The organism is Variovorax sp. Varisp41 (assembly GCF_047325085.1).
Classification (GTDB): domain Bacteria; phylum Pseudomonadota; class Gammaproteobacteria; order Burkholderiales; family Burkholderiaceae_C; genus Variovorax.
The window spans coordinates 5,478,224-5,500,528 of the sequence record NZ_CP168540.1 but is presented as its reverse complement, the minus strand read 5'-3'; the positions used below and the strand labels follow the sequence as shown (position 1 = coordinate 5,500,528).

General features: G+C 70.0%; 23 protein-coding genes. 7 read left to right on the top strand and 16 right to left on the bottom strand.

Going from position 1 to position 22,305, the window contains the following annotated elements:
• Positions 1-61: 61 nt before the first annotated feature.
• On the top strand, positions 62-1,537 hold the full coding sequence (locus ACEN9J_RS25395) for a DHA2 family efflux MFS transporter permease subunit (RefSeq protein WP_296799158.1): 1,476 nt from the start codon (positions 62-64) through the stop codon (positions 1,535-1,537).
• 64 nt (positions 1,538-1,601) lie between these two features.
• The gene (locus ACEN9J_RS25390; protein ID WP_057596612.1) at positions 1,602-1,961 is read left to right on the top strand and encodes a DUF1428 domain-containing protein; all 360 of its coding nucleotides are present in this window, start codon (positions 1,602-1,604) and stop codon (positions 1,959-1,961) included.
• A gap of 16 nt (positions 1,962-1,977) precedes the next feature.
• On the opposite strand, the gene ACEN9J_RS25385 is transcribed toward ACEN9J_RS25390, so the two are convergent.
• From ACEN9J_RS25385 to ACEN9J_RS25375, 3 genes are all read right to left on the bottom strand, one after another.
• Positions 1,978-2,739 (bottom strand): sulfite exporter TauE/SafE family protein, encoded by a 762-nt coding sequence (locus ACEN9J_RS25385; RefSeq protein WP_057596611.1) that lies wholly within the window; start codon positions 2,737-2,739, stop codon positions 1,978-1,980.
• Positions 2,740-2,839: 100 nt separating this feature from the next.
• Entirely contained in the window at positions 2,840-3,445 is a 606-nt protein-coding gene (locus tag ACEN9J_RS25380; protein ID WP_413762387.1) for a nuclear transport factor 2 family protein, read from the bottom strand.
• Between the two features lie 29 nt (positions 3,446-3,474).
• Entirely contained in the window at positions 3,475-4,350 is an 876-nt protein-coding gene (locus tag ACEN9J_RS25375) for an intradiol ring-cleavage dioxygenase (RefSeq protein WP_413762386.1), read from the bottom strand.
• A gap of 162 nt (positions 4,351-4,512) precedes the next feature.
• Here ACEN9J_RS25375 and ACEN9J_RS25370 point away from each other — a divergent pair, with 162 nt between their 5' ends.
• Both ACEN9J_RS25370 and ACEN9J_RS25365 read left to right on the top strand, forming a co-directional pair.
• Entirely contained in the window at positions 4,513-5,445 is a 933-nt protein-coding gene (locus ACEN9J_RS25370; RefSeq protein ID WP_057596609.1) for a LysR family transcriptional regulator, read from the top strand.
• A 145-nt stretch (positions 5,446-5,590) separates the two neighbouring features.
• The gene (locus ACEN9J_RS25365; protein WP_413762385.1) at positions 5,591-6,055 is read left to right on the top strand and encodes a DoxX family protein; all 465 of its coding nucleotides are present in this window, start codon (positions 5,591-5,593) and stop codon (positions 6,053-6,055) included.
• 12 nt (positions 6,056-6,067) lie between these two features.
• On the opposite strand, the gene ACEN9J_RS25360 is transcribed toward ACEN9J_RS25365, so the two are convergent.
• Positions 6,068-6,814 (bottom strand): Crp/Fnr family transcriptional regulator, encoded by a 747-nt coding sequence (locus tag ACEN9J_RS25360; protein ID WP_057596614.1) that lies wholly within the window; start codon positions 6,812-6,814, stop codon positions 6,068-6,070.
• Between the two features lie 53 nt (positions 6,815-6,867).
• Here ACEN9J_RS25360 and ACEN9J_RS25355 point away from each other — a divergent pair, with 53 nt between their 5' ends.
• Positions 6,868-8,511 (top strand): adenylate/guanylate cyclase domain-containing protein, encoded by a 1,644-nt coding sequence (locus tag ACEN9J_RS25355; protein WP_413762384.1) that lies wholly within the window; start codon positions 6,868-6,870, stop codon positions 8,509-8,511.
• Between the two features lie 168 nt (positions 8,512-8,679).
• The gene (locus ACEN9J_RS25350) at positions 8,680-9,141 is read left to right on the top strand and encodes a hypothetical protein (RefSeq protein WP_057596606.1); all 462 of its coding nucleotides are present in this window, start codon (positions 8,680-8,682) and stop codon (positions 9,139-9,141) included.
• A 45-nt stretch (positions 9,142-9,186) separates the two neighbouring features.
• On the opposite strand, the gene ACEN9J_RS25345 is transcribed toward ACEN9J_RS25350, so the two are convergent.
• The 6 genes from ACEN9J_RS25345 to ACEN9J_RS25320 form a co-directional block, all read right to left on the bottom strand.
• Positions 9,187-10,248 (bottom strand): maleylacetate reductase, encoded by a 1,062-nt coding sequence (locus ACEN9J_RS25345; RefSeq protein ID WP_413762383.1) that lies wholly within the window; start codon positions 10,246-10,248, stop codon positions 9,187-9,189.
• Positions 10,249-10,346: 98 nt separating this feature from the next.
• On the bottom strand, positions 10,347-10,760 hold the full coding sequence (locus ACEN9J_RS25340; RefSeq protein ID WP_413762382.1) for a DoxX family protein: 414 nt from the start codon (positions 10,758-10,760) through the stop codon (positions 10,347-10,349).
• Positions 10,757-12,148, bottom strand: a complete 1,392-nt coding sequence (locus tag ACEN9J_RS25335) for an MFS transporter (protein ID WP_413762381.1) — start codon at positions 12,146-12,148, stop codon at positions 10,757-10,759. The genes ACEN9J_RS25340 and ACEN9J_RS25335 overlap by 4 nt, the downstream gene beginning before the upstream one ends.
• Entirely contained in the window at positions 12,145-13,365 is a 1,221-nt protein-coding gene (locus ACEN9J_RS25330) for a 3-hydroxybenzoate 6-monooxygenase (protein ID WP_413762380.1), read from the bottom strand. Before ACEN9J_RS25330 ends, ACEN9J_RS25335 begins: the two co-directional genes overlap by 4 nt.
• A 1-nt stretch (position 13,366) precedes the next feature.
• Positions 13,367-14,338 (bottom strand): amidohydrolase family protein, encoded by a 972-nt coding sequence (locus ACEN9J_RS25325; protein WP_413762379.1) that lies wholly within the window; start codon positions 14,336-14,338, stop codon positions 13,367-13,369.
• Positions 14,339-14,345: 7 nt separating this feature from the next.
• Positions 14,346-15,332 carry a Bug family tripartite tricarboxylate transporter substrate binding protein gene (locus ACEN9J_RS25320; protein ID WP_261213439.1) on the bottom strand — a complete coding sequence of 329 codons (987 nt, stop codon included), beginning with the start codon at positions 15,330-15,332 and terminating at the stop codon, positions 14,346-14,348.
• A gap of 74 nt (positions 15,333-15,406) precedes the next feature.
• On the opposite strand from ACEN9J_RS25320, the gene ACEN9J_RS25315 reads away from it, so the two are divergent.
• Positions 15,407-15,856 (top strand): MarR family winged helix-turn-helix transcriptional regulator, encoded by a 450-nt coding sequence (locus ACEN9J_RS25315; RefSeq protein ID WP_057596600.1) that lies wholly within the window; start codon positions 15,407-15,409, stop codon positions 15,854-15,856.
• Between the two features lie 9 nt (positions 15,857-15,865).
• On the opposite strand, the gene rtcA is transcribed toward ACEN9J_RS25315, so the two are convergent.
• The 6 genes from rtcA to ACEN9J_RS25285 all read right to left on the bottom strand — a co-directional run bounded on the left by rtcA (position 15,866) and on the right by ACEN9J_RS25285 (position 22,239).
• Complete coding sequence (rtcA, locus tag ACEN9J_RS25310) at positions 15,866-16,951, bottom strand: RNA 3'-terminal phosphate cyclase (RefSeq protein ID WP_413762378.1); 1,086 nt, start codon at positions 16,949-16,951, stop codon at positions 15,866-15,868.
• 65 nt (positions 16,952-17,016) lie between these two features.
• The gene (locus ACEN9J_RS25305) at positions 17,017-17,892 is read right to left on the bottom strand and encodes a nucleotidyltransferase domain-containing protein (protein WP_413762377.1); all 876 of its coding nucleotides are present in this window, start codon (positions 17,890-17,892) and stop codon (positions 17,017-17,019) included.
• Between the two features lie 27 nt (positions 17,893-17,919).
• Positions 17,920-18,597 (bottom strand): hypothetical protein, encoded by a 678-nt coding sequence (locus tag ACEN9J_RS25300; protein WP_413762376.1) that lies wholly within the window; start codon positions 18,595-18,597, stop codon positions 17,920-17,922.
• Complete coding sequence (locus ACEN9J_RS25295; protein ID WP_413762375.1) at positions 18,594-19,511, bottom strand: zinc-ribbon domain containing protein; 918 nt, start codon at positions 19,509-19,511, stop codon at positions 18,594-18,596. Before ACEN9J_RS25295 ends, ACEN9J_RS25300 begins: the two co-directional genes overlap by 4 nt.
• Before the next feature lie 60 nt (positions 19,512-19,571).
• On the bottom strand, positions 19,572-20,798 hold the full coding sequence (locus ACEN9J_RS25290; RefSeq protein ID WP_413762374.1) for an RtcB family protein: 1,227 nt from the start codon (positions 20,796-20,798) through the stop codon (positions 19,572-19,574).
• A gap of 289 nt (positions 20,799-21,087) precedes the next feature.
• Positions 21,088-22,239 (bottom strand): slipin family protein, encoded by a 1,152-nt coding sequence (locus ACEN9J_RS25285; RefSeq protein ID WP_413762373.1) that lies wholly within the window; start codon positions 22,237-22,239, stop codon positions 21,088-21,090.
• Positions 22,240-22,305: the final 66 nt, after the last annotated feature.

Genomic DNA, 22,305 nt, shown 5'->3' with positions numbered 1-22,305 from the left:
CGAAGAACGCCACAACCATCCGCCGGGCGGCGCGCCGCCCGGCCCCTGAGGAATCCTTTCCATGACCGAATCCCTCGACAACCGCAAGCGCTGGCTCGCCCTGATGGTGCTGTGCCTGGGCGTGCTGATGATCGTGCTCGACACCACCATCGTGAACGTCGCGCTGCCCTCGATCCGCACCGACCTCGGCTTCACCGAGACCTCGCTGGTGTGGGTCGTCAATGCCTACATGCTGACCTTCGGCGGCTTCCTGCTGCTGGGCGGGCGGCTCGGCGACCTCTACGGCCACCGCCGCGTCTTCCTCGCCGGGCTGGTGCTGTTCACGCTGGCCTCGCTGGCCTGCGGCATCTCGACCACGCAGGGCCTGCTGATCGCCGCGCGCGCGGTGCAGGGCCTGGGCGGCGCGATCGTGTCGGCCGTCTCGCTTTCGCTGATCATGAACCTCTTCACCGAGCCGGCCGACCGCGCCAAGGCAATGGGCGTCTACGGCTTCGTCTGCGCCGGCGGCGGCAGCATCGGCGTGCTGCTCGGCGGCCTGCTCACCAGCTCGCTGAGCTGGCACTGGATCTTCCTGGTCAACCTGCCGATCGGCGTAGCCGTGTACGCGCTGTGCATCGCGCTCTTGCCGAGCGCGCGCGGCCAGGCCCATGGCGAGAAGCTCGACGTGGCCGGCGCGGTCACGGTCACGCTCTCGTTGATGCTCGCGGTCTACGGCGTGGTCAACGGCAACGAGGCCGGCTGGCGCTCGGCGCAGACGCTGGGCCTGCTCGGCACCGCGGTCGCGCTGCTCGCGATCTTCATCGCCATCGAGGCCAGGGTGAAGCATCCGCTGATGCCGCTGGGCCTGTTCCGGCTGCGCAGCGTCTCGGTCTCGAACGTGGTGGGCGTGCTGTGGGCCGCGGCGATGTTCGCCTGGTTCTTCATCTCGGCGCTCTACATGCAGCTGGTGCTCGAATACACGCCGATGCAGATCGGCCTGGCCTTCCTGCCGGCCAACGTCATCATGGCCGTGTTCTCGCTCGGGCTGTCGGCGAAGATCGTGATGCGCTTCGGCATCCGCCGTCCGCTCGCGGCGGGCCTGTGGCTCGCGGCCATCGGGCTGGCGCTGTTCGCGCGCGCGCCGGTCGACGGCCGCTTCGCGATCGACGTGCTGCCCGGCATGCTGCTGCTGGGCCTGGGCGCCGGCATGGCCTTCAATCCGCTGCTGCTGGCCGCGATGAGCGAGGTGAGCCCTAGCGAATCGGGCCTGGCCTCGGGCGTGGTCAACACCGCGTTCATGATGGGCGGCGCGCTGGGCCTCGCGGTGCTCGCGAGCATCGCGGCCGCGCAGACCGGCTCGATGCTCGCGGCCGGCGCGAGCACGCCGCTCGCGCTCACCGGCGGTTACCAGATGGCATTTCTCGTCGGCGCCGTGTTCGCGGCGGTGGCGGGTTTGTTGGGCGCCCTGCTGCTTCGCTCCGCCATGCCGGGGCAGATGCACAACAACGAGGAAGCGGCGGGCCCCGGGAGCGCGGCGAATGGCGCGGCAACGTCCTGACGGGCTGCTGCTGGGCCGGCCGCCGTTTCTGTTTCTCTTTCCCTTCTTTTCAAGGAGTGTTCCCATGGCTCGCTATGTCGACGGTTTCATCGTGCCGATTCCCGCCAAGAACGTGGAGGCCTACCGCAAGGTGGCGCGCAAGGCCGGCAAGGTCTGGATGGAGTACGGCGCGCTCGAATACGTGGAGTGCGTCGCGGACGACGTCAAGCCCGGCAAGCTGACCTCGTTCCCGCAGAGCGTGAAGCTCAAGGCCGACGAGGTGGTCGCGTTCTCGTGGATCGTCTACAAGTCGCGCAAGCACCGCGACACGGTCAACGCCAAGGTGATGGCCGACCCGCGCATCGCGGCGATGGACCCGAAGACCATGCCCTTCGACGCCAGGCGCATGATCTTCGGCGGCTTCAAGTCGATCGTCGAATTCTGAGCGCCGCGGCGGGGACTCAGGCCGCCACGAAGCCGTCGTAGACGAGCTTGAGCCCCGTCAGCAGCATGCCCAGGTAGACGAAGCGGTAGAACCAGGTGGCGTCGATGCGCCGCGCGATGCGGATGCCGACCCACACGCCCAGCGGCGCGAAGGGCATCAGCGCCAGCGAGGTGGCCAGCGTGCGCAGGTCGATCAGGCCCAGCCATGCGTAGGGGATCCACTTGCTGAGGTTCACCACGAAGAAGAAGTAGGCCATGGTGGCCGTGAACACCACCGGCGACAGCCGCAGCGGGATCACGTAGGCATTGATCGGCGGCCCGCCCGCATGCGCGATGAAGCTCGTGAAGCCCGACACCGTGGTCAGCGCGGCGCCGATGCCGCGCGAGGGCAGCGGATCGTCCGGCTTGGGCGGGAACAGCACGCGCTGCGCCAGGAAGAGCAGCGTGAACACGCCCACGATGCCCGCCACCGTGTGCGCCGACAGCGCGCGGAACAGCAGCGTGCCGATCACCGTGCCCAGCAGGCCGAAGGGGATCAGGAACTTCAGCAGCGAACGGTCGAAGTCGCGCCGGAAGGCCGCGAGCCCCAGCAGGTCCATCAGCAGCAGCAGCGGCATCAGGATCGCCGCGGCCTGCGGCACCGTGACCGCCAGCGCCATCAGCGGCACCGCGAGCGAGCCGAAACCGGCGCCGAAGCCGCTCTTGCTGATGCCGAGCAGCAGCACGGCGGGAATGGCGACCGCGTAGAAGTGCGGGTCGGTGATGAGGGGGAAGACCATGGGCAGGAAGGGCGCGCGAAAAAAAGCCCGTCGTCGCGGCGGGCCCCGGCGAGCGTAGCAGGAAGGCGCTCGGGCCGCTGCGGCCCCGATCCGGCCCGGCTCAGCCCTCGAGCACGCCGCCCGCGAGCCAGCGCGCGCCGCGCTGGTAGAGCGCCTCGACCGCCGGGCCCTTGAGCATCGGCATGTCGAGCTTCACCGTGTAGCCGATGCGCTGCTGGATGTAGGCCAGGTGGCGGTAGCCCTCGGGCAGCTCGGCCAGCTTCGCGGCATCGAGCGTCACGCTGGCGGCCGGGTCGATCGGGTCGATGCGGTCCTTCTCGTAGATCGGCTGGCGGTGCAGCAACTTCCACTGCCCCTCGTGCAGCACCACGAAGTCGTAGAAGCGGCCGGTGCACACCACGTCGCAGGGCACGCCCTCGACCGGGCCGCGCTGCGAGATCGTCATCTTGGTCTGCACGATGGCGCGCTCGCCCGCCAGCTCGATCGCCGAGCCGCCGAGGAAGTGCAGGATGCTCACGCCCTTGGCCCAGCCTTCCCGCGTGACGCGGATGAACTCGGCGAACGGCCCCTGGAACCAGGTCGCCATCATCACGCCCTCGGGATGCCACACGGTGGCGAAGCGCTCCCAGTCGCCGGCATCGCGCCAGACGGCCCAGCGTTCGATCATGCGGCGGATCAGCAGCTCCTGCTGCAGCGTGTCGTTCATTCCCTGCGTCTCCTGTCGGGGGGTGGATGTCATGCGGGCTGGGCCACGGCCTTCGCCGCACCGGTCGCCGGCGACGGCGCCAGCGGGTTCAGCACGAAGTCGAAATCGAGCCGCCAGCGACCATCGGCCTGCCGCGTCCAGGGCGCCACCAGCGATTCGCGCACCGCGAACACCGCATCGGAATCGAGCCATTGGTCGCCCTCGCGGAACACGTGGGTGATGAGCCGCTCGTAGCCCGGCGCCTGGATCATGAAGTGCAGGTGCGCGGGCCGCCACGGATGGCGCTTCGTGGCATCGAGCAGCTGGCCCACCGGGCCGTCGGTCGGGATCGGGTAGGCCTCGGCCAGCACGCTGCGGAAATGCAGCGCGCCGTCGGGCCCGGTGTGCAGGCGGCCGCGGTTCTCGGCATGGCCGAGCTCGGGATGCTGCACGTCGTAGTGCCCGCCCGCGTCGGCCTGCCACACGTCGACCACGGCACCGGCCACCGGCGCGCCGTCGAGGCCGCGCACGGTGACGCTGACGTCGCAGGGCTCGCCGGCCGCGCCGTTGGCCACGTCGTCGCCGTGCGCGTACTCGGGCGCGCCCTCGACGTAGAAGGGCCCGAACACCGTCGCCTCGGTGCAGCCCGCGGGCTTGTCGTTGTTCATCGCGATCGTGAGCATCGACAGCCCCAGCACGTCCGACAGCAGGATGAACTCCTGGCGCGTGTCGTCGCACATCCGGCCCGTGGCCGTCAGGTAGTCGATGCCCTGCTTCCACTCCGCCTCGGTCAGCTTCACCTCGCGCGCGAAGGCGTGCAGGTGCTGCACCAGGCTGGTCACGATCTCGTGCAGCCGCGGGTTCGGGGTGTCGGCGAAGCGCGCGAGCACGGCCTGGGTGATGTTGTCCTGGTTGAGATTGCGCATGGCGGCTGTCTCCATTCGTTCGAGGGGTTCGCCGACTCTAGGCGTCGGACCGATGGGCGCAAAGCACCTTGGCGCAAATGATTTTTCCGCCCAGCGGAACGGTCGACCCATCGCCTGGCACAAAATCGCGCAGCCCGAAAAAGACGCTCGCCGGAGACACCCATGGACCGCTGGACCGAAATCGCCCTGCTCGTGCAGATTGCCGACGCCGGCAGCCTGAGCCGCGCCGCCGAGGCGCTGGGGCTGTCGAACGCGGCCGCGAGCCGCCACCTGAGCGCGCTCGAGGCGCGGCTGGGCGCCCGGCTGGTCGAGCGCAACACGCGCCGGCTCTACCTGACCGACACCGGCCGCGAGTTCTGCGGCCGCGCGCGCACCATCCTGTCGGACCTCGAGGATGCCGAGACGGCCGTCAACGCCACCGCGCTGCAGCCCACGGGCACGCTGCGCATCACGGCCTCGCTGTCGTTCTCGATCCACCACATCGCGCCACTGCTGCGCGAGTACACCCAGCGCTACCCCGGCGTGAAGGTGCACGTGGAGGCGGCCAACCGCTACTTCGACCTGATCGACAACAACATCGACGTGGCGATCCGCACGCGCGAGTACGAGCCCGATTCCAACGTGACGATCCGCCGCCTCGGCGAGACGCGGCGCATCCTCGCGGCCTCGCCGCGCTACTTCGCGCAGCACGGCTTCCCGAAGACGCTGGAGGAGTTGCTGCAGCACAAGCTCCTGATCTACACCTACGCCAACAACCCCAACGAGCTGCGCTTCACCGGCCGCGACGGTGAAGTCCGCACGGTGGCGGTGCAGGGGCTGCTCGAATCGAACGACGGCCAGGTGCTGCGCGCCGCGGCGCTCGACGGCATGGGGATCCTGGTGCAGCCCACCTACATCGTCTACGACGACATCGTGGCCGGCCGGCTGGTGCCCACGCTCGACGACTGGGACCTGCCGCACCTGCGCATCAACCTGGCCTACCCGAGCCGCAAGCACCTGTCGGCCAAGGTGCGCAGCTTCATCGACTTCATGGCCGCGCACTTCCACAAGATGGACTACGAGCGCAAGTGGACCGGGCATTTCCTGGGCCGCTGATCCGCTCGCCCGAGCCGCTTTCTCGAAAAAAGGTGCGTAAACGCACCGACCGGCCCGCCGCCTCCTGCGCACACTGGAAACGGACCTGCCCGCATCCCGCGGGCGGGCGCAGTCCTTTCCTATCCTGACCGCTCGAGGAACCGCCATGAACACCCAGGCCGCCACCACGCATGCGCCGATCGCTTCGTCGTTCGCCGCCCCCACCCTCGCCAACGGCGACGACGCCGGCAAGCTGCTGCTGCGCGTCGCCATCGGCGTGCTCGTACTGCTGCACGGCATCTTCAAGCTCTCGGCCGGGGTCGGCTTCATCGCCGGCATGCTGGCCAAGTCCGGCCTGCCCGGCGGCCTGGCCTACCTGGTCTACGTGGGCGAGATCGTCGCGCCGCTGCTGCTGATCGCTGGCTTCTGGACCCGCGCCGCGGCCGCCGTGGTGGTGGTCAACATGCTGTTCGCCTTCGGCCTGGTGCACATGGGCGACTTCTTCGCGCTGACCAAGCAGGGCGGCTGGGCGCTCGAACTGCAGGGCCTGTACCTGTTCGGCGCGCTCGCCGTGGTGCTGCTGGGCGCGGGCCGCTTCAGCGTGGGCGGCACGACCGGCCGCTGGAACTGATCTCGCGCAGGCTCAGGACGCGTCGCCGCGCACCTGGGCCACCATCCGCTCCAATCGGCCGGCGTCTTCCAGCACCAGCGCGCGGCCGTCCTTGCGCAGCACGCCGCTGCGCACCAGCGCATTGAGCTCGCGCGTGACCTGCTCGCGGTTGGTGCTGATCTGGCTGGCCAGGGCCGCGTGGCGCGGCGCGGGCTCGAGCCGCGCCTGGTTGCCGTCGAAGCCGGCGCCGCGTGCCAGCCGCAGCAGTTCGGCATGCAGCCGGTTCTGCACGCCCAGGGTGCTCAGGTCGATCACGCGTTCGCTGAGCTGGCGCACCAGCGCGGCCAGCCGCTGCATCACGCGCTCGGCCACCAGCGGCTCGTCGCGCAGCAGGGCCAGGAAGGCGGCGCGGTCGAGGCTGGCGACCACGCAGGGTTCGAGCGTGACCACGTCGGCCGAACGCGGCCCGCCGTCGATGGCGGCGATGTCGCCGAAATGCTCGCCGGCCTCGGAATCGCGGAAGGTCACCTGGCGGCCGTTGGCCGAATAGGTGGTCACGCGCACGCGGCCCGAGACCAGCAGGAACACCTCGCCCTGCTGCTCGGCGCGCAGCAGCAGCGGCTTGCCGGCCGCCACGCTGTGCCACAGGCACTGCTGCGCGAGCTGGTCCAGGCGCTGGTCGGACAGCCCCGCGAGCAGCGCGATCTGGCGCAGCGCGAGGCTGGAACGCGGGGCGGCCGAAGCCGGGGCGGAAGACGGGGAAGGTGTGGTGGAGGCCATGCCGGGTCGGTGGGCGCCGCGCATTATGCTCGGGTGCCCTTCCGACCCGCCGCATGCAAAGACGTTCCCCATCCGCCCTGAGAACGCCCACGCGGCGCAACCTGCGCTGGGCCAGCGGGATCGTGCTGATGGCCTACGTCACGCTGCACCTGCTCAACCATGCGCTGGGCATCGCCTCCTTCGCCCGGGCCGAGGCGGTGCTCGACCAGTTGCGCGCCTTCTGGCACAGCCTGCCCGGCACCCTGCTGCTGTATGGCGCCGCGCTGGCGCACCTGGCGCTGGCCGTGGTCGCGCTGTGGGAGCGGCGCACGCTGCGCATGCCGCCGCTCGAGGGCCTGCGCGTGCTGCTGGGCTTCTCGCTGCCGCTGTTGCTGGCCGCCCACCTGACGGCGATGCGCGGCGCCCACACCCTCTACGGCATCGATGGCTCGTACGCGCGCGTGGTCTGGGGCCTGTGGGACCTGCCGGGCGCGAGCGCGCAGTTCGCGCTGATGCTCGCGGCCTGGGCGCACGGCTGCCTGGGCCTGCACTTCGCGCTGCGCGTGCAGCCCTGGTACCGCCGCTTCTCGCACCTGCTGCTGGCCATCGCCGTCGTGCTGCCGCTGCTGGCCGCCCTGGGCTTCGTCTCGATGGGGCGCGAGTTCCAGTGGACCGGCGTGCCGCCGACGGTGGTCCCGACTGCCGAGCAGTCACGCGCGCTCGGCGCGATCGAGCGCAACATCAAGCTCTTCTATGCACTGGCGCTGGCCGCGTTGCTGCTCGCGCGCTGGGGCCGCACGGCCTTCTATCGCTGGTCGGGCCGGCCCTCGGTCGCGCTGCGCTATCCCGAGCGCACGGTGCACGTGCCGCGCGGCTGGAGCGTGCTCGAGGCCAGCCGCTCGCACGGCATCGCCCACCTGTCGGCCTGCGGCGGCCGCGCGCGCTGCTCGACCTGCCGCGTGCGCGTGAACGGCCCGGCCGGCCACGTCGACCCGCCGGGCCGCGACGAGCAGCGCACGCTCGAACGCGTGCGCGCGCCGGCCGACGTGCGCCTGGCCTGTCAGCTGCGCCCGCGCGGCGACATCGAGGTCACGCCGCTGTTCGCGCCGCGCCCCAACGAGGGCCGGCCCGCGCCCGTGGGCAGCTTCGGCCACGAGCGCGACGTGGCGATCCTGTTCGTCGACCTGCGGCGCTGGTCGGGGCTGTCGGAACGCCAGTGGCCCTTCGACCTCGCCTACGTGCTCGACCGCTACTTCGCCACCGTGGGCGCCGCCGTGCGCGAGGCCGGCGGTGTGCCCAACCAGTTCATCGGCGACAGCGTGATGGCGATCTTCGGCCTCGAGACCGACCTCGCCACCGCCTGCCGCCAGGCGCTGCGCGCCACCACGCTGATCGGCGAGCGCATGGACGCCTGGAGCGAGGGCTTCGAGGCCCAGTTCGGCCAGCGGCTGGACTTCGGCATGGGCCTGCACGCGGGCCGCGCCGCGGTCGGCGAGGTCGGCTACCTCGAGACCACCACCTTCACGGCGATCGGCGAGGTGGTCAACACCGCGAGCCGGCTGCAGGACCATTCGAAGAAGGCCTCGGCGCGGCTGGTGCTCTCGCTGTTCGCGGCGCAGCAGGCCGGCGCGGCCGAGGCGCTCGGCGCGCCCGAGATGCTCGCGGTGCGCGGGCGCACCGAGCCGCTGGCGGTGCTGTACGCGGTGCGAACGGCCTGAGCCCTCATCCCCGTTTCTCCCCACTGCCAGTGGGGTTCACGGCCCGCGCGCGATCGATCGAAAGCAGTGCGCAAACGCACAGCGCAAACCACGATGCGGTTTCACACTGCATCCCGTGGCAACGACGAATGTCCGCCGCCCACACAGACATCCGAAGGGACTCTCACCATGAACACCAAGCAACTCATCGCCCTCTCCGCTCTCGCACTCGCAGCCGGCGCCGCCTCGGCCCAGACCGTGCCGGCCGAAGCCTGGGTGGGCGCGCCGATCGCCACCACCGGCAGCGCGCTGAGCCGCACCGACGTGCGCGCCGACCTGGACCGTTCGAAGACCGTGGCCCAGGCACCGCAGGAAGCATGGGTCGGCAGCGAAGCCGGCGAGAACGTGGCCGCGGGCGCGCTGAGCCGTGCCGAAGTCAAGGCCGACCTCGCGCTGTGGACCCGCGCCGGCCTCAACCAGTACGCGCGCATCGACGGCATCGACAGCACCAACCCCGATTTCCGCCAACGCACGGCCGCCTACGAGCGCCTGCGCAACAGCCCGGCCTACCTGGCCGAAGTGCAGCAGCTGCAGGGCGTGCCCTCGGTGGCCAGCACGCAGCCCGCGGGCGGCGAAGCGGCCGCGAACTGAGAGCGGCAGACGGACCTCGCGCGCAAGGCGCGAAGGTCCCGCCGCTCAGGGCCGCGCGCCTTCCCAGGCGTTCTGCAGCAGCGCGCGGATCGCGTCGCGCTCCAGCGGCCGCGGATTCGGATACTGGTTCTGCAGCGCCTGCGCGCAGGCCACGTCGAGATCGGCTTCCTTCATGCCGATGTCGCACAGCGCCACCGGCGCGCCGTTGTCGCGCGCGAGCTCGTACACGGCCTGCGCCGCGCTGCTGCCGCCGAGCGCGCCGGCGATGCGTTCCATGGCGCGCGGCGCCGCCGCGGCGTTGTAGGCCAGCGCATGCGGCAGCACGATGGTGTGGGTTTCCGCATGCGGCAGGTTGAAGCTGCCGCCGAGCGTATGGCAGAGCTTGTGGTGCAGCGCCATGCCGACGTTGCCGAGCACGGTGCCGCACAGCCATGCGCCGTACAGCGCATCGCCGCGCGCCGCCACGTCCTGGGCCGAGGCACGCAGCACGGGCAGCGCACGGCCCAGCGCGGCGATGCCCTCCACCGCCATCAGGTCCATGATCGGATTGGCATCGACCGCGTAGAGGCCCTCGGCCGCATGCGCGATCGCGTTGATGCCGCTGGTCACGCTCATCGCCACCGGCAGGCTCAGCGTGAGCTCGGGGTCGTAGATCACGGTGCGCGGCAGCACGCGCGCGTCCTTGCCGGTCTTCTTGAGGCCGGCCTCGGTGATGCCGTAGATCGGCGTCATCTCGGAGCCCGCATAGGTGGTGGGAATGGCGAGGATCGGCAGCCCCGAATCGAGCGCGATCGCCTTGCCCAGGCCGGTGGTCGAGCCGCCGCCGATGGCCACGGCGCAGTCGGCATCGAGCCGCCGCGCCACCTCGCGCGCCTCGCGCGCGGTCTCGATCGGCACGTGCATCACGGCGCGGTCGAACACGCCGGCCGCATGGTCGCCGAGCAGGGCCGCGATACGCTCGGCCTGCGGCCGCTGCTCGGGCGTGGACAGCACCAGCGCGCGGCGCGCGCCGAGCGCCTCGATCTCGCGCGCCAGGTGCCGCAGCGCGCCGGCACCGAAGACCACGCGCTGGGGCGCGCTGTTGTAGACGAAGGAAGAATGGGTCATGGGGTCGGGCTTTCGGATTCGGGACGCGAGGCGCCCGCCGCGAGTCTCCCGCGCGCCAGTGCGCGCTGCCATGCCGCCAACGGAAAGCAGTTTTCCGCTCAGCGCACAGTGTCCCTGGCGCGGGCCTGCACGATCAGCAGCAGGAAGCCACCCGCCATCGCGACGTTCTTGAGGAAGTTGTTGAGCTGCGCATTGAACTGCGCCGCGTCGGCCGCCCAGAAGGCATGGGCCGCGAAGGCGGTGGCGAGGGTGAAGAGCGCGAGCGCACCCGCCACCCACTTCACGCGCCAGCCCGCGACCAGCAGCAGGCCGCCGCCGATCTCGAGCGCGATGGTCAGCGGCAGCACCACGTCGGGCAGCGGGATGCCGAGCTTGGCGAAATAGCCGAGCGTGGCGCCATAGGTCATGAGCTTGCGCACGCCTGCGATCAGGAAGATCGCGGCCATCAGCACGCGGGCCGCCAGCACCGCCGCGCCGCCATCCATCGGCCTCGTCGCCGTTCCATTCGTCATGCTCTCTCTCCTTCGCGCACCGTGGCGCTATTCGTGAATCCAGTCCGCCCCATGCAGAACACCATCGCGCACGACAGCAGCGCGGGCAGCGCCGCCGCCACGAACAGCGCGCCGTTCGACCAGTGCAGCCCGATCAGCCAGCCCGCCACCAGCGGTCCCGCGATCGAGCCCGCGCGGCCGATGCCGAGGCTCCAGCCCATGCCGGTGGCGCGCACCGTGGTCGGGTAAACGCTCGAGGCCAGCGCGATCAGCGCCGGCTGCGCGCCGACGATGCAGAAGCCGCTGACCACCACCGCCGCCAGCATGGCCGCGAGCGGCAGCGCGGGCTGGCCGATCAGCGCGATGGTCAGCACCGCGAGCGCGAACACCGGCACCAGCACGCGGTAGAAGCCCACGCGGTCGATCAGCGGCCCCATCGCCACCGTGCCCACCACGCCGCCCACCTGCAGCAGCGTTCCGGCGGCCACCGCCACGTTCGCGCTGTAGCCCGCGTCGACCGCCAGCGTGGGCAGCCAGTTGGCGAGGAAGAACAGGTTCAGCAGGTTGAGGAAGTTGATGCCCCACAACAGCAGCGTGGCGCGCGCGCGGCCGCCGCGGAACAGCTCGGCCACCGGCGCGCCGTCCTGCTTCGCCTCGTGCACCACGTAGCGGCTGGCGGCATCCACCGGCACGCCGGGCGCGATGTGGCGCAGCCATTGCTGCACGCGGTCGAGCCTGCGTCCGCGCAGCACCAGGAACTGCATCGATTCGGGCATGTAGCGCAGCATCAGCGCGGCGATCACCAGCGGCACCACGCCGCCGAACACGAACACCGCGCGCCAGCCGCCCAGCGGCAGCAGCAGCGCGCTGATCGCGCCGCCAAGCACCGCGCCGCCGGTGAAGCCGCACGAGACCCACATCATCAGCGTCACGCGCCGTCGGTGCGGGCTGTACTCGCTGGCCAGCGCGCTGGCGTTGGCCATGATGCCGCCCAGCCCGATGCCGGTGACGAAGCGCATCGCGAGCAGCTGGCCCAGCGTGTGGACCCCGGTGGTCGCGAGCATGCACAGCGCGAAGAACACCGTGGCCGCGATCAGCACCGGCCGGCGGCCGAAGCGGTCGGCGCAGATGCTCAGCACCAGCGAGCCGACCAGCATGCCCAGCAGGCCGGCGCCGAACACCGGGCCCAGCGCGGCCTTCTCGATGCCCCATTCGTGCACGATCGCGGGCGCCACGAAGCCCATCGCCTGCACGTCGAAGCCGTCCATCACCACCGCGCAGCCCACCAGCACCAGGATCCAGCGCTGGAAGCTGCTGACCGGATGGCTGTCGATCAGCGCGGGGATGTCGATCGGCGCGCGCACTTCGGCGGCACCGCCCGTGCCCGCGGATTCGGCGATGGCTCTCACGCGAGCGCCTCGTCGAGATCCAGGCAGTGCTCGGCGCTCCAGCCGTAGAGCCATTCGAGCGCGTCGTGGAAGCGCTCCTGCGGCCGGCCCTTCCACATGCTGTTGCGCACCTGCCGTTCCACGCCCTTGGCGTGATAGATGCGCCCCATCTCGCGCGCCGACAGCACCACGCGCGCGGTGCGCGCCACGCGCGAACGCTCGTACAGCGCGAGCGCGCGCGGCCAGTCGCCCTGTTCGCGGCGCAGCGCGAGGCCGAGCGTGACCGCGTCCTCGCAGGCCGTGCAGGCGCCCTGCGCGAGGTACTGCACCATGGGGTGCGCGGCATCGCCCAGCAGGGTGGCGCGGCCGAAGGTCCATTGCTCGATCGGGTTGCGATCGGCCGTCGAGTAGCGCTTCCAGGCCCTGGGCACGCGCAGGATCTGCTGCACCCGCTCGCAGGTGCCGGCGAAGAAGCGCAGCAGCTCGGCCGGGTCGCCGTCCATCGAGCCCCACTCCTCGGGCCGGTCGCTGTGGAAGGTGGCGGCCAGGTTGAACTTGTCGCCGCCCTTGAGCGGGTAGTGCACCAGGTGGCAGTTGGGGCCGACCCAGATGCACGGCGCGGTGAAGCGCAGCGCCTCGGGGAACTCGGCCGTGTCGACCACCGCGCGGAACACCACGTGGCCCGACACCCGGATGCCGTCGCCCACGTACTGCTGGCGCACCACCGAGCGCACGCCGTCGCAGCCGATCAGCGCCTGGCCTTCGTGGCGCCCGCCCTGCGCGTCGATCAAGGTCACGCCCTCCGCGTCCTGTTCGATCTTCACGCCTTTGGTCGAGGTCAGGAACTCGATCTGGCCGTCGCGCGCCGACTGCACGCCGTCGAGCAGCGCGCCGTGGATGTCGGCGCGATGGATCACCGCATAGGGATTGCCGAAGCGCTCGCGGAAAGCGTCGGCCAGCGAGATGCCCGCCACGCGCCGCGCATCGAGCGCATCGAACATCACCATCTCGTCGGTGTAGACCGCCTTGGCGCGCAGCTGCGCGCCCACCCCGAGGGCATCGCAGGCCGCGAAGGCGTTCGGGCTCAGCTGGATGCCGGCACCGATCTCGCCGATCCGGCCGGCCTGCTCGATCACCTTGACGCGGTAACCCTCGCGCACCAGCGCGAGCGCCGCCGCCAGCCCGCCGATGCCGCCGCCGGCCACCAGCACCGGCCGTGTGTCTTTCGCAGCGCCCATCTCAGTTCAGCCCGAACAGCCGGCGCGCGTTGTCACGGCCGATCTTGCGGCGGTCGTTCTCGCTGATCTCGCAGCGGTCGAACCAGCGTGCCGCGTCCTCGTGCTTCTCGAACGGATAGTCGACCGAATACATGATGCGGTCCGATCCCACCTCGAGCAGGGTCGACAGCAGCGTGGGCGTGCGGAAGTTGCCGCTGGTCGTGATGTGCACGTTGCTGCGCAGGTAGTCGCCGATCTCCCTGTCGCAGGGCATGCCGCGGCGGCCCTTGCGCAGGATGTGGTCGACGCGCCAGATGTTGAACGGGATGCCCTCGCCGAAGTGGCCGAGGATCATCTGCAGCTCGGGATGGCGGTCGAACAGGCCGCTCGACAGCAGGCGCAGCGCATGGATGCCGGTCTCCACCGCGAAGGCCCAGGTCGGGCCGGTGAGCCAGTGCGCGCCTTCGTAGATCGGCTCGCGCGGCAGCAGCGGGTCGCGCGGATGCATGTAGAAGGGCTTGCCCAGCGCCGCGGCGGCGCGCCAGAAATCGGCGAAGCGCGGATCGTCGTAGTAGACGACCGTCTGCTCGTCGCCCACCTGCGAGAAGCCGTTGACCAGGAAACCATGGAAGCCCAGCTCCTTCACGCAGCGCTCGAGTTCGCGCGCCGCCGCCTCGGGGTCCTGCAGCGGCAGCGCCGCGAAGCCGCCGAAGCGCGCGGGATGGCGGCGCACCTGCTCGGCCAGCACGTCGTTGGCGCGCTTCGCGACTTCCACCGCGCGCTTCGCGTCGGGAATGCCCTGCACCGCGGGCGAGTTCAGCGAGAGGATCGAGAAGGCCGTGCCCCACCGGTCCATCTGCTCGAGGCGCTGCTGCTCGAAGTCGAGCAGGTTTCCCTTCAGCGTCTGCCACACCTCGGGCCGTGCGTAGACCTGCGAGTCGGCGATCGTCAGGTCGATCGCGAAATGCTCTTCGAGCGCAATCTTGTCTTTCATGGGGTGTTCACTCCGGTTTGATGTTCAGCTTGTCGAGCACGTCCTGCCAGGTCTTGCGGTCCTCGGCGATGTAGCGCGCCAGTTGTTCGGGCGTGCCGGGGCGCGGATAGGTGCCGAGCTCGCGCGACTTGGCGACCACCTCGGGCAGCAGCAGCGCTTCGTTCATGTCCTTGTTGAGCTTCGCGAGCACCTGCGCGTCGACGCCCTTCTTCGCGATCACCGCGAACCAGCCGTGCGCCACCGCGCCGGGCACGGTCTTGCTCGCGAGCGGGAAGGCCTCGAGGCCGGGCTCCACGCGGTCGCCCATGCTGGCCAGGATGCGCATGCGGCCGCCCTGCACGTTGCCCGCGACCACGTTGTAGGTCTCGACCATCATCTGGGTCTGGCCGCCGAGCGTGGCCTGCATCGCCTGCGCGCCGCCCGGGTAGTGCACCTCGAGGAACTGCGCGCCCGACTGCAGCCCGAGCAGCGCCGATGCCAGGTGCGGCGCCGTGCCGCGGCCGTTGTCGGCCACCTCGACGCCCTGCGGTCTGGCGCGCGCGGCCGCGATGAAGTCGGCCAGCGTCTTGTGCGGCGAATTGCCGGGCACCGCGAGCATGAAGGGCGCCACAGCCGCGAGCGTGACCGGCACGAAGTCGCGGTTGAAGTCGTAGCTCACGCCCTTGATCGTGCTCGGCGCCACCGAGATCGCCGAGCCCTGCACGAAGCCGAAGCTGTAGCCGTCGGCGGGCGCGGCGAGGATGCCGTTCATGCCGATCACGCCGCTGCCGCCGGGCCTGTTGTCGACGATCACGCCCTGGCCCCACTTCTCGCCGAGCTTCGCGCCCACGAGGCGGATCAGCACGTCGGGCGCCGAGCCGGCCGGGAACGGCACGATGAAGCGCACGGCCTGGGCGGGCCATTTCGCCGCCGTCTGCGCCTGTGCGGCCGGCAGTGCCGAAACGAGGGCCAGCAGGGCCGCGACGGCGTGCCTGCGCGAGTGTCCGAGGCTCATCTTTTTTGTCTCCATTTACTTGATTATTCAAATAAGTGGGCGGACTATATACTTGAACAATCAAGCATGTCTAGATGAAAACCCTGAGCCAAGAACACGACCTCGAGAAGGCCATTCCCTTCCTGCTGGCACGCGCCGGCGCGCGCATGGGCAATGCCTTCGCCAAGGCCCTCAAGCCCTATGGGCTGAGCCTCAGCGAGTGGCGCGTGTGCGCCTCGCTGCAGCACACGCCGCGCCAGACGCTCTCGGAGCTGGCGACGCACGCCTCGACCGACCTGTCGGCGCTGTCGCGCATCGTCGACCGGCTGGCGGCCAACGAGCTGGTGATGCGGGAGAAGTGCGACACCGACAAGCGCGCGGTGCGCATCGCGCTGACCGAGCGCGGGCTCGCGCTCACGCTCGAGCTGATCCCGCTCGCGCAGCACTACGAGGCGGTCGCGATCTCCGACTTCAGCCCGGCCGAAGTCAAGACCCTGCGCGCGATGCTGCTGCGGCTGTACGCGAACGCGACGCCGCTGGCCTGAGGGGTTGGCTCAGGCCGGCTCGACGCGCACCGTCGAGGCCGCGCGCGCCTGTGCGATCGCGAAGCGCACCGGCAGGAAGCGCTCGATCACCGCGCAGTTGGTGCGCGTGTGCTCGGTCACCTCGCTGCAGGTGAACGCCGCGCCGCGGCCGCTCTGCCAGGTGGCCAGCGCCAGCAGCAGCGCGAGCTGGTCGGCCAGGTGCGGTCCGACCGCCGCCTCGCTCTTGAGGAAGCCGCGCAGTTCCTTCACCAGCGCATGCGCCACCTGCTCGGCGCTCAGCGTCTTCTCGCCGAAGGCCGTGAACACCTCGGTCACCTCGGCATGCGCGAGCGTCGCGATCAGCGCATTGCCCGGGCCCTCGTTCTGCCGCGTGGCGCCGTAGCGCAGCTGCTCGCCGGTCCAGCCCATCGCCGCGCCCAGGGTCTCGAGTTCGCGCGTCATCACATGGCGCGCGATGCCCGGCGCCAGGCACTCGGCATGGCGCTCCAGCGCCTCGCCGCGCGAGAGCAGGTCGAAGGGCTGCAGCGCGCCGGCCGCCGGCACGATGTCGGCCTCGACCTCGCCGCCGCCGGCCGGATAGAAGCCATGGCGGCGCAGCTGCAGTCGCAGGTCGGCGCCGAGGCGGCGCACCAGCGGCGCAAAGGCGCGCTCGAGGAAATGGAACGGCGGCGCCATCGGGTTGTGCGTGCCGCCGCTCAGGTGCAGCCGGCTCGCCGCGCCGGCCAGCAGCAGCGGCGGCAGCACGGTCTGCAGCACCAGCATGCAGCTGCCAGCGCCCGAGATCGCGAAGCGGTACTCGCCCGCGCGCACCGGGCCCGGCGCGAAGCGCAGCGACTGCGAACCGAGTTCGGCGCCCTCGACGGCCGCGCCGCTGATGGCGGCGGCCGCGTTCACGCACGCGAGGTGCTGGCGCATCAGGCCCGGCTTGGCACGGCCGGCGCGAATCTTCTCGATGGCCATGGGCTGGCCCGTGACCATCGACAGCGCGAGGCTGGTGCGCAGGATCTGGCCACCACCCTCGCCTTGGGAGCCGTCGAGCACGACGGTCTGCAACGGCGCCGCAGGCGCCTGTTCTCGTTGGATTTCTTCTTTCATGGCTGTTCTTCTTGTCATGGGCGCGGTCATCGCACGCCCCTGTTCCCCGTTGTCCTTGCTACGTCTCAGCCGCAACCCTGCGACTCGTGGCGCACCGCGCTCTTCGCATCGCTAGCCCCGAAGCGCAGCACCGTCTCGCTGAGAAAGGCATCGAGCCCCGACGCATCGGCCGGCGGCAGCGCCGTCACGGGCTCGGCCGCATGCGCCGCCAGCTCCGCCTCGATGAAGGCATGGATGCCCGGCCAGCGCGGGCTGGTCGCGGCCTCGCCCGCGCGCATCTTCACCTCGAGCAGCGCGTTGATCTCGTCGATCAGCGCGGCATCGCGCACCGCATCGAGCGTGTGCTGCGCGAGGTCGGCGAAGCGCATCGGCGGCACGCCGGGCCGCATGCGGATCCAGCGCGCGGCCAGCAGCGGGCGCAGCACGTAGAGGTACTTCTTGTAGCGAACCGTCTCGGCCTGCAGATGCTCGCGGAAGTTCTTCTTCGCCATCGAGGCGTAGTGATGCCAGCCGCGCGCGTTGGAGAACACCGCCTCCGACAGCGCGCGAAAGCGCGGCATTGCCTGTGCGTCCTCGCGGTAGACGATCGGCGAGCGCAGCCACTCGAGCAGCGTCGGGTTCGATTCGCGCATCAGTCCCAGTGCCTTGCGCAGGTCCCAGCCGTTGATGTCGAGCTCGCCGCTGATCGGCAGCTCGATCACGTCGCGCCGCGGCGTCACCGTGAGGTACCACGGCAGGCGGTTCACGTAGATGAAGCGTACGTCGTAGTCGCTGTCGGGCGAGGCAAAGCCCCAGCCGCGGCTGCCCGATTCGCAGGCGAACAGCACCGTGACCTCGTGCCGGGCCTCGATGGCGGCGAGTTCCTCCATGATCTGCGCGCGCATGGCGGGCTCGACCGGGTGGGCCGAGCGGATGCGCTCCTCGTTTCGTTGCGGTTCCATCGTTGTCCTTTCCCTCTCGTTCGTCATTCAATCCGTCGTGCTCGCCATCACCGCGGCCAGCGTGCCGCGCCGCGGATTCCACACGGTGAAGCACCAGATGCCCCACCACTCCTTGCCGTCCTCGAAATACGCGCTCCACGTGCTGCGCTCAGGCTCGCGCTCCGGATCGCCGACCCAGTCGAGCAGCACCAGGCCATCGTCCGGCAGCAGCCCGATGGCCTCGCAGAAGCGCGGGAACAGCGAGGCCCGCTCGGCTTCATCGGCCACGGTCAGCGGATAGGGCGGATCGCCGAAGGCCTGGCAGAACCACTCGAACCAGTCCACCTCGTCGAGCTCGCGCGTGTGCGCGATGCGATGGTTCGGTGGATAGCTGTCGGCCGCGACCACCGCCGCCGCGTCGAGCCGCGTCGCGCTTGCGCTCGCCACGTCGAAGGCCCGTTGCGCATCGAAGCTGGCCGGCTGCAGGGACGGGTTCTTTTCCATGGCCTCGCGCCAGTGGCGTTCGGCCCGCGCCATCGTTTCCTCGCCCAGCCGCCGCAACACCTCGCGGTGATGCGCTTCGCCCACCACCGGTGCCTCGCCGGCCACGCGGCAGACGCTGAACTCGAACACCACGCCCACGCGCTGCAGCGTGGCGCGCAGCGCGTCGTGGGCGACCGCCGCCTCCGATGCCATCGGCACGACCTCGTCCTTCGATGCGCTCATTCCGGCTTTCTCCCGAATCGTTGGGCCCACTGGCGGACCTCCTTGTCCGCATGGGCGTTCAAGGCCGCGACCTGCGCCGGCCCGGGCGCGAGACCCAGGCAATGCGCCACCGCCAGCCATCGCAACAGCCGATGATGCCCTTCGCCGCGCCGCGCGAACTCCGCTTCGCCGCATGCCGCAAGGCGCGCCGATGGAATGGCAGCCAGAAAGGCACGCCAGTTCCACGGGTTCGCATGGCCGCGCAGGCAGGCTTCGAGTGCCCAGTCCTCGTCGGCGGGATGGCGCAGCTTCGCGGCCAGCGCCTCGACCGCCGCCTGCGCGCCCTGCCGCTCCCAGCTGTTCCACGACGGTTGCCAGGCATCGACCAGCGCGCGCAGCCGCGCGAGATCGGCCGCCGAACCCCAATGGCCCAGTGCCTCGACCGCCAGCGTGCGCAGGCCCCACCACTTGCTCTCGAGCGCGGCGTCGACTTCGGCGCGCGCCGCGGGCGTAGCAGGTGCTTTGGCGAACGCGCGCAGCCGTTGCGACATCTCGCCCAGCAGGTTCGCGCCCTCGCCTTCGCGCGAGGCGGACCGCGCCGCGCGCAACGCCCGCCGGCATGGCAGGCAGCGCACCGCGCGGCTGTCGATGCTGGCGTGCATCGTCTCGTACCACCACTTCTGCTGCTTCGCCGTCCACACCTGCTCGGCACCGCAGTCGCGGCAGGTGAAGGCACGGTCGACGTAATAGGTGGGCAGCGCGCCGTAGGTGTTGTTGTGGCGTGCCAGCACCGCCACGTCGGCAGGCTCAAGGCCCGGCGCGCGCCGCGACAGCAGGTGCCGCTGGTCGGGCAGGCGCAGTTGCGCCTCGATGCGCGCCGCGCGCTCGAGGCGGCGGCCGCGGATCTCGGCGCGGCGTTGCTTGTTGCTCTTCATCTCGTCGTCCTCGTCCGGTCTCTCTGAAAAAGGGAGGCCGATCGGGACGACCTCCTTGCACTAACCCTTCACGCACACCACCTGCTTGAGCGTGTAGACCACCTCCACCAGGTCCTTCTGCGCGTCCATCACCGCGTCGATGTCCTTGTAGGCCATCGGGATCTCGTCGATCACGTCGGCGTCCTTGCGGCATTCCACGCCCTCGGTCGCGGCGATCTGGTCGGCGATCGTGAACAGCTTCTTCGCCTTGGTACGGCTCATCTTTCGACCGGCGCCGTGGCTGCAGCTCATGAAGCTCTCGGGGTTGCCCTTGCCGCGCACGATGTAGCTCTTGGCGCCCATGCTGCCGGGGATGATCCCGAGCTCGCCGGCCTTCGCACTCACCGCACCCTTGCGGGTCACGAGCACGTCCTCGCCGAAGTGCGTTTCGCGGCTCACGTAGTTGTGGTGGCAGTTCACCGCTTCCACGTGCGCCTCGAAGGGCTTCGCGATGACCTTGCGCGCGGCCGCGACCACGCGCTGCATCATCACCTCGCGATTCGCACGCGCGAACTTCTGGGCCCAGCCCACCGCGCGCACGTAGTCGCCGAAGTACCGGGCGCCTTCCTCGAAGTACGCCAGGTCCTGGTCGGGCAGGTTGCGCTGGTGCAGCTCGGCGTCCTTCTTCGCGAGTTCGATGAAGTGCGTGCCGATCGCGTTGCCCACGCCACGCGAACCCGAGTGCAGCATGAACCACACCGAACCCGCCTCGTCGAGGCAGACCTCGATGAAGTGGTTGCCGGTCCCCAGCGTTCCCAGGTGCTTGTGGTTGTTCGTGTTCTTGATGCGCGGGTAGTCCTCGCAGATCGCATCGAACTCATCCACCAGCTTGGCCCAGGCAGCGTCGGTTTCGTCGGGCGGCGTTTCCCACGAGCCCTTGTCGCGGCCCATGCGCTTGGGGTTCGAGCCGTGCGGCACGGCCTTCTCGATCGCCGAGCGCAGCGGGCCCAGGTTGTCGGGCAGGTCGTTGCCATGCAGCGTGGTCTTGCACGCCATCATTCCGCAGCCGATGTCCACGCCCACCGCGGCCGGGATGATGGCCTTGAAGGTCGGGATCACCGAACCCACGGTCGCGCCGATGCCGTAGTGCACGTCGGGCATGGCCGCGATGTGCTTGAACACGATCGGCAGGCGAGCCGCGTTCTCGAGCTGCTTGCGCGCCTCGTCTTCCACGGGCACGCCGCGGGTCCACATCTTCACGGGCACGCCGTTGGGGACTTCGTGCAGGTTGTAGTTCTGTTCTTTCATTTTTCTCTCCGTCTATCTGTTCTTCACGATCATTCTGGTGGACACGGCGGGATTCGAACCCGCATCAATACGGCGACCGTGGTGCTTGAATCCAGCGGCCCAGTCGACGATTGGAAACGCGCGCCAGTGACAGACCCGTCATCGGAGCCAGCACCTGCATCCTCAACCTTGCTCGTCGACCGACTTGCCCGCCGTACCTGGTCTTACCCAGGCTGCCGGCAACATCAACATTTTTGGCAGTGGCGCTCCCTTCAATGCCTGCGTGCCCTTAACCCTCATCTCCCGTCGCTCAAGCCCCGTTCGGCCGCAGCGTCACGAGCCCGTTGAGCACCTGGTCCAGGCCGCCGACCACCGAAATCTTGTCGATCCGCTCGGCCACGCGTTCCAGCGTCTCGAGTTCCTTCATCCGCAATGCGACAGGGTTGCCCTCCATCACTTTCGCGGTGTTCAGCAGCGAGCGCGTGGCCGCGGTTTCCTCGCGGCGGCGGATCACGTTGGCCTGGGCCGATTTCTCGGCCTCCACCACCTGCGCGAGGATGGTCTTCATCTCGCCCGGCAGGATGATGTCCTTCACGCCCACGCTCTCGAGCACGACACCCGAACCCTCGAGCCGCTCGCGCACCTGCGCCAGCACCGTCTGGTCGATGGCCGCCTTGTTCTCCAGCAGCGCATCGAGCGTCTGTTCGCCCACCGCGGCGCGCAGACCGAACTGCAATTCGCGGTAGACATGCTCGGCCGGCTTCGGCATCTGGGCCAGGGCCTGCCGCACGTCGGCGAAGCGCCACACCGCCGACAGGTTCAGCCGCAGCCCCACCTTGTCGCGGGTCAGGATCTCCTGGCCGCTCACTTCCGCGATCTGCGAACGCAGATCGATGCAGCTCACCGCCACCTGGCGGTTGAAGCGCCAGAAGCCGTGGTTGCCCGCCGGCAGCAGCGCCTGCATCTGGCCCTCGAGCGTCAGCACGCCGACGTGGAACTCGGGCACCTGCACCAGCAGCACGCCTTCGAGGCCCTGCACCGCACGCGGACGCAGCGCCACGCTCTGCAGCTTCGAGAGCAGATCGGCCGGCAGGCGCGCATCGACCGCCACGTCGACCACGTCGACGCGCTGCTCGCGCAGCCCGCGCCAGTACAGCTTGCGCGTTGCGGGCGGCAGGATCTGCACCAGCACACCGTCCTCGTGGCGCAGGCCCACCTGGGTCTCGCCCAAGGAAACCTGCACGAACTCGCGTGCCACCAGTTCGGGCTCGCGCGCCAGGAAGTAGTCGGCCAGCTCGTGCTCGAACACCGGCTCGCCGAGCGCGAAGCGCTCGAGCTTCACGGTATCGAAGCCCGCGAACACGCGATGCTTTCCCGGGCCGAGCAATTGCTCGAAATCGCCGTTGCGCAGCAGCAGCGCGCGCTCGTTCTTCTTGATGGTGATCTGGTGGAAGCCCAACATTTCTTCTCTCCTACTTCGCTTTTCGTTCGTTTCGTCGTCTTGTTCCTGGCAATGAATCCAGACCCT

Bases quoted from the DNA above. Each gene is read 5' to 3' on its own strand.
- ACEN9J_RS25395 (WP_296799158.1), top strand. From the start codon at position 62: ATGACCGAATCCCTCGACAACCGCAAGCGCTGGCTCGCCCTGATGGTG.
- ACEN9J_RS25390 (WP_057596612.1), top strand. From the start codon at position 1,602: ATGGCTCGCTATGTCGACGGTTTCATCGTGCCGATTCCCGCCAAGAAC.
- ACEN9J_RS25385 (WP_057596611.1), bottom strand. From the start codon at position 2,739: ATGGTCTTCCCCCTCATCACCGACCCGCACTTCTACGCGGTCGCCATT.
- ACEN9J_RS25380 (WP_413762387.1), bottom strand. From the start codon at position 3,445: ATGAACGACACGCTGCAGCAGGAGCTGCTGATCCGCCGCATGATCGAA.
- ACEN9J_RS25375 (WP_413762386.1), bottom strand. From the start codon at position 4,350: ATGCGCAATCTCAACCAGGACAACATCACCCAGGCCGTGCTCGCGCGC.
- ACEN9J_RS25370 (WP_057596609.1), top strand. From the start codon at position 4,513: ATGGACCGCTGGACCGAAATCGCCCTGCTCGTGCAGATTGCCGACGCC.
- ACEN9J_RS25365 (WP_413762385.1), top strand. From the start codon at position 5,591: ATGAACACCCAGGCCGCCACCACGCATGCGCCGATCGCTTCGTCGTTC.
- ACEN9J_RS25360 (WP_057596614.1), bottom strand. From the start codon at position 6,814: ATGGCCTCCACCACACCTTCCCCGTCTTCCGCCCCGGCTTCGGCCGCC.
- ACEN9J_RS25355 (WP_413762384.1), top strand. From the start codon at position 6,868: ATGCAAAGACGTTCCCCATCCGCCCTGAGAACGCCCACGCGGCGCAAC.
- ACEN9J_RS25350 (WP_057596606.1), top strand. From the start codon at position 8,680: ATGAACACCAAGCAACTCATCGCCCTCTCCGCTCTCGCACTCGCAGCC.
- ACEN9J_RS25345 (WP_413762383.1), bottom strand. From the start codon at position 10,248: ATGACCCATTCTTCCTTCGTCTACAACAGCGCGCCCCAGCGCGTGGTC.
- ACEN9J_RS25340 (WP_413762382.1), bottom strand. From the start codon at position 10,760: ATGACGAATGGAACGGCGACGAGGCCGATGGATGGCGGCGCGGCGGTG.
- ACEN9J_RS25330 (WP_413762380.1), bottom strand. From the start codon at position 13,365: ATGGGCGCTGCGAAAGACACACGGCCGGTGCTGGTGGCCGGCGGCGGC.
- ACEN9J_RS25325 (WP_413762379.1), bottom strand. From the start codon at position 14,338: ATGAAAGACAAGATTGCGCTCGAAGAGCATTTCGCGATCGACCTGACG.
- ACEN9J_RS25320 (WP_261213439.1), bottom strand. From the start codon at position 15,332: ATGAGCCTCGGACACTCGCGCAGGCACGCCGTCGCGGCCCTGCTGGCC.
- ACEN9J_RS25315 (WP_057596600.1), top strand. From the start codon at position 15,407: ATGAAAACCCTGAGCCAAGAACACGACCTCGAGAAGGCCATTCCCTTC.
- rtcA (WP_413762378.1), bottom strand. From the start codon at position 16,951: ATGAAAGAAGAAATCCAACGAGAACAGGCGCCTGCGGCGCCGTTGCAG.
- ACEN9J_RS25305 (WP_413762377.1), bottom strand. From the start codon at position 17,892: ATGGAACCGCAACGAAACGAGGAGCGCATCCGCTCGGCCCACCCGGTC.
- ACEN9J_RS25300 (WP_413762376.1), bottom strand. From the start codon at position 18,597: ATGAGCGCATCGAAGGACGAGGTCGTGCCGATGGCATCGGAGGCGGCG.
- ACEN9J_RS25295 (WP_413762375.1), bottom strand. From the start codon at position 19,511: ATGAAGAGCAACAAGCAACGCCGCGCCGAGATCCGCGGCCGCCGCCTC.
- ACEN9J_RS25290 (WP_413762374.1), bottom strand. From the start codon at position 20,798: ATGAAAGAACAGAACTACAACCTGCACGAAGTCCCCAACGGCGTGCCC.
- ACEN9J_RS25285 (WP_413762373.1), bottom strand. From the start codon at position 22,239: ATGTTGGGCTTCCACCAGATCACCATCAAGAAGAACGAGCGCGCGCTG.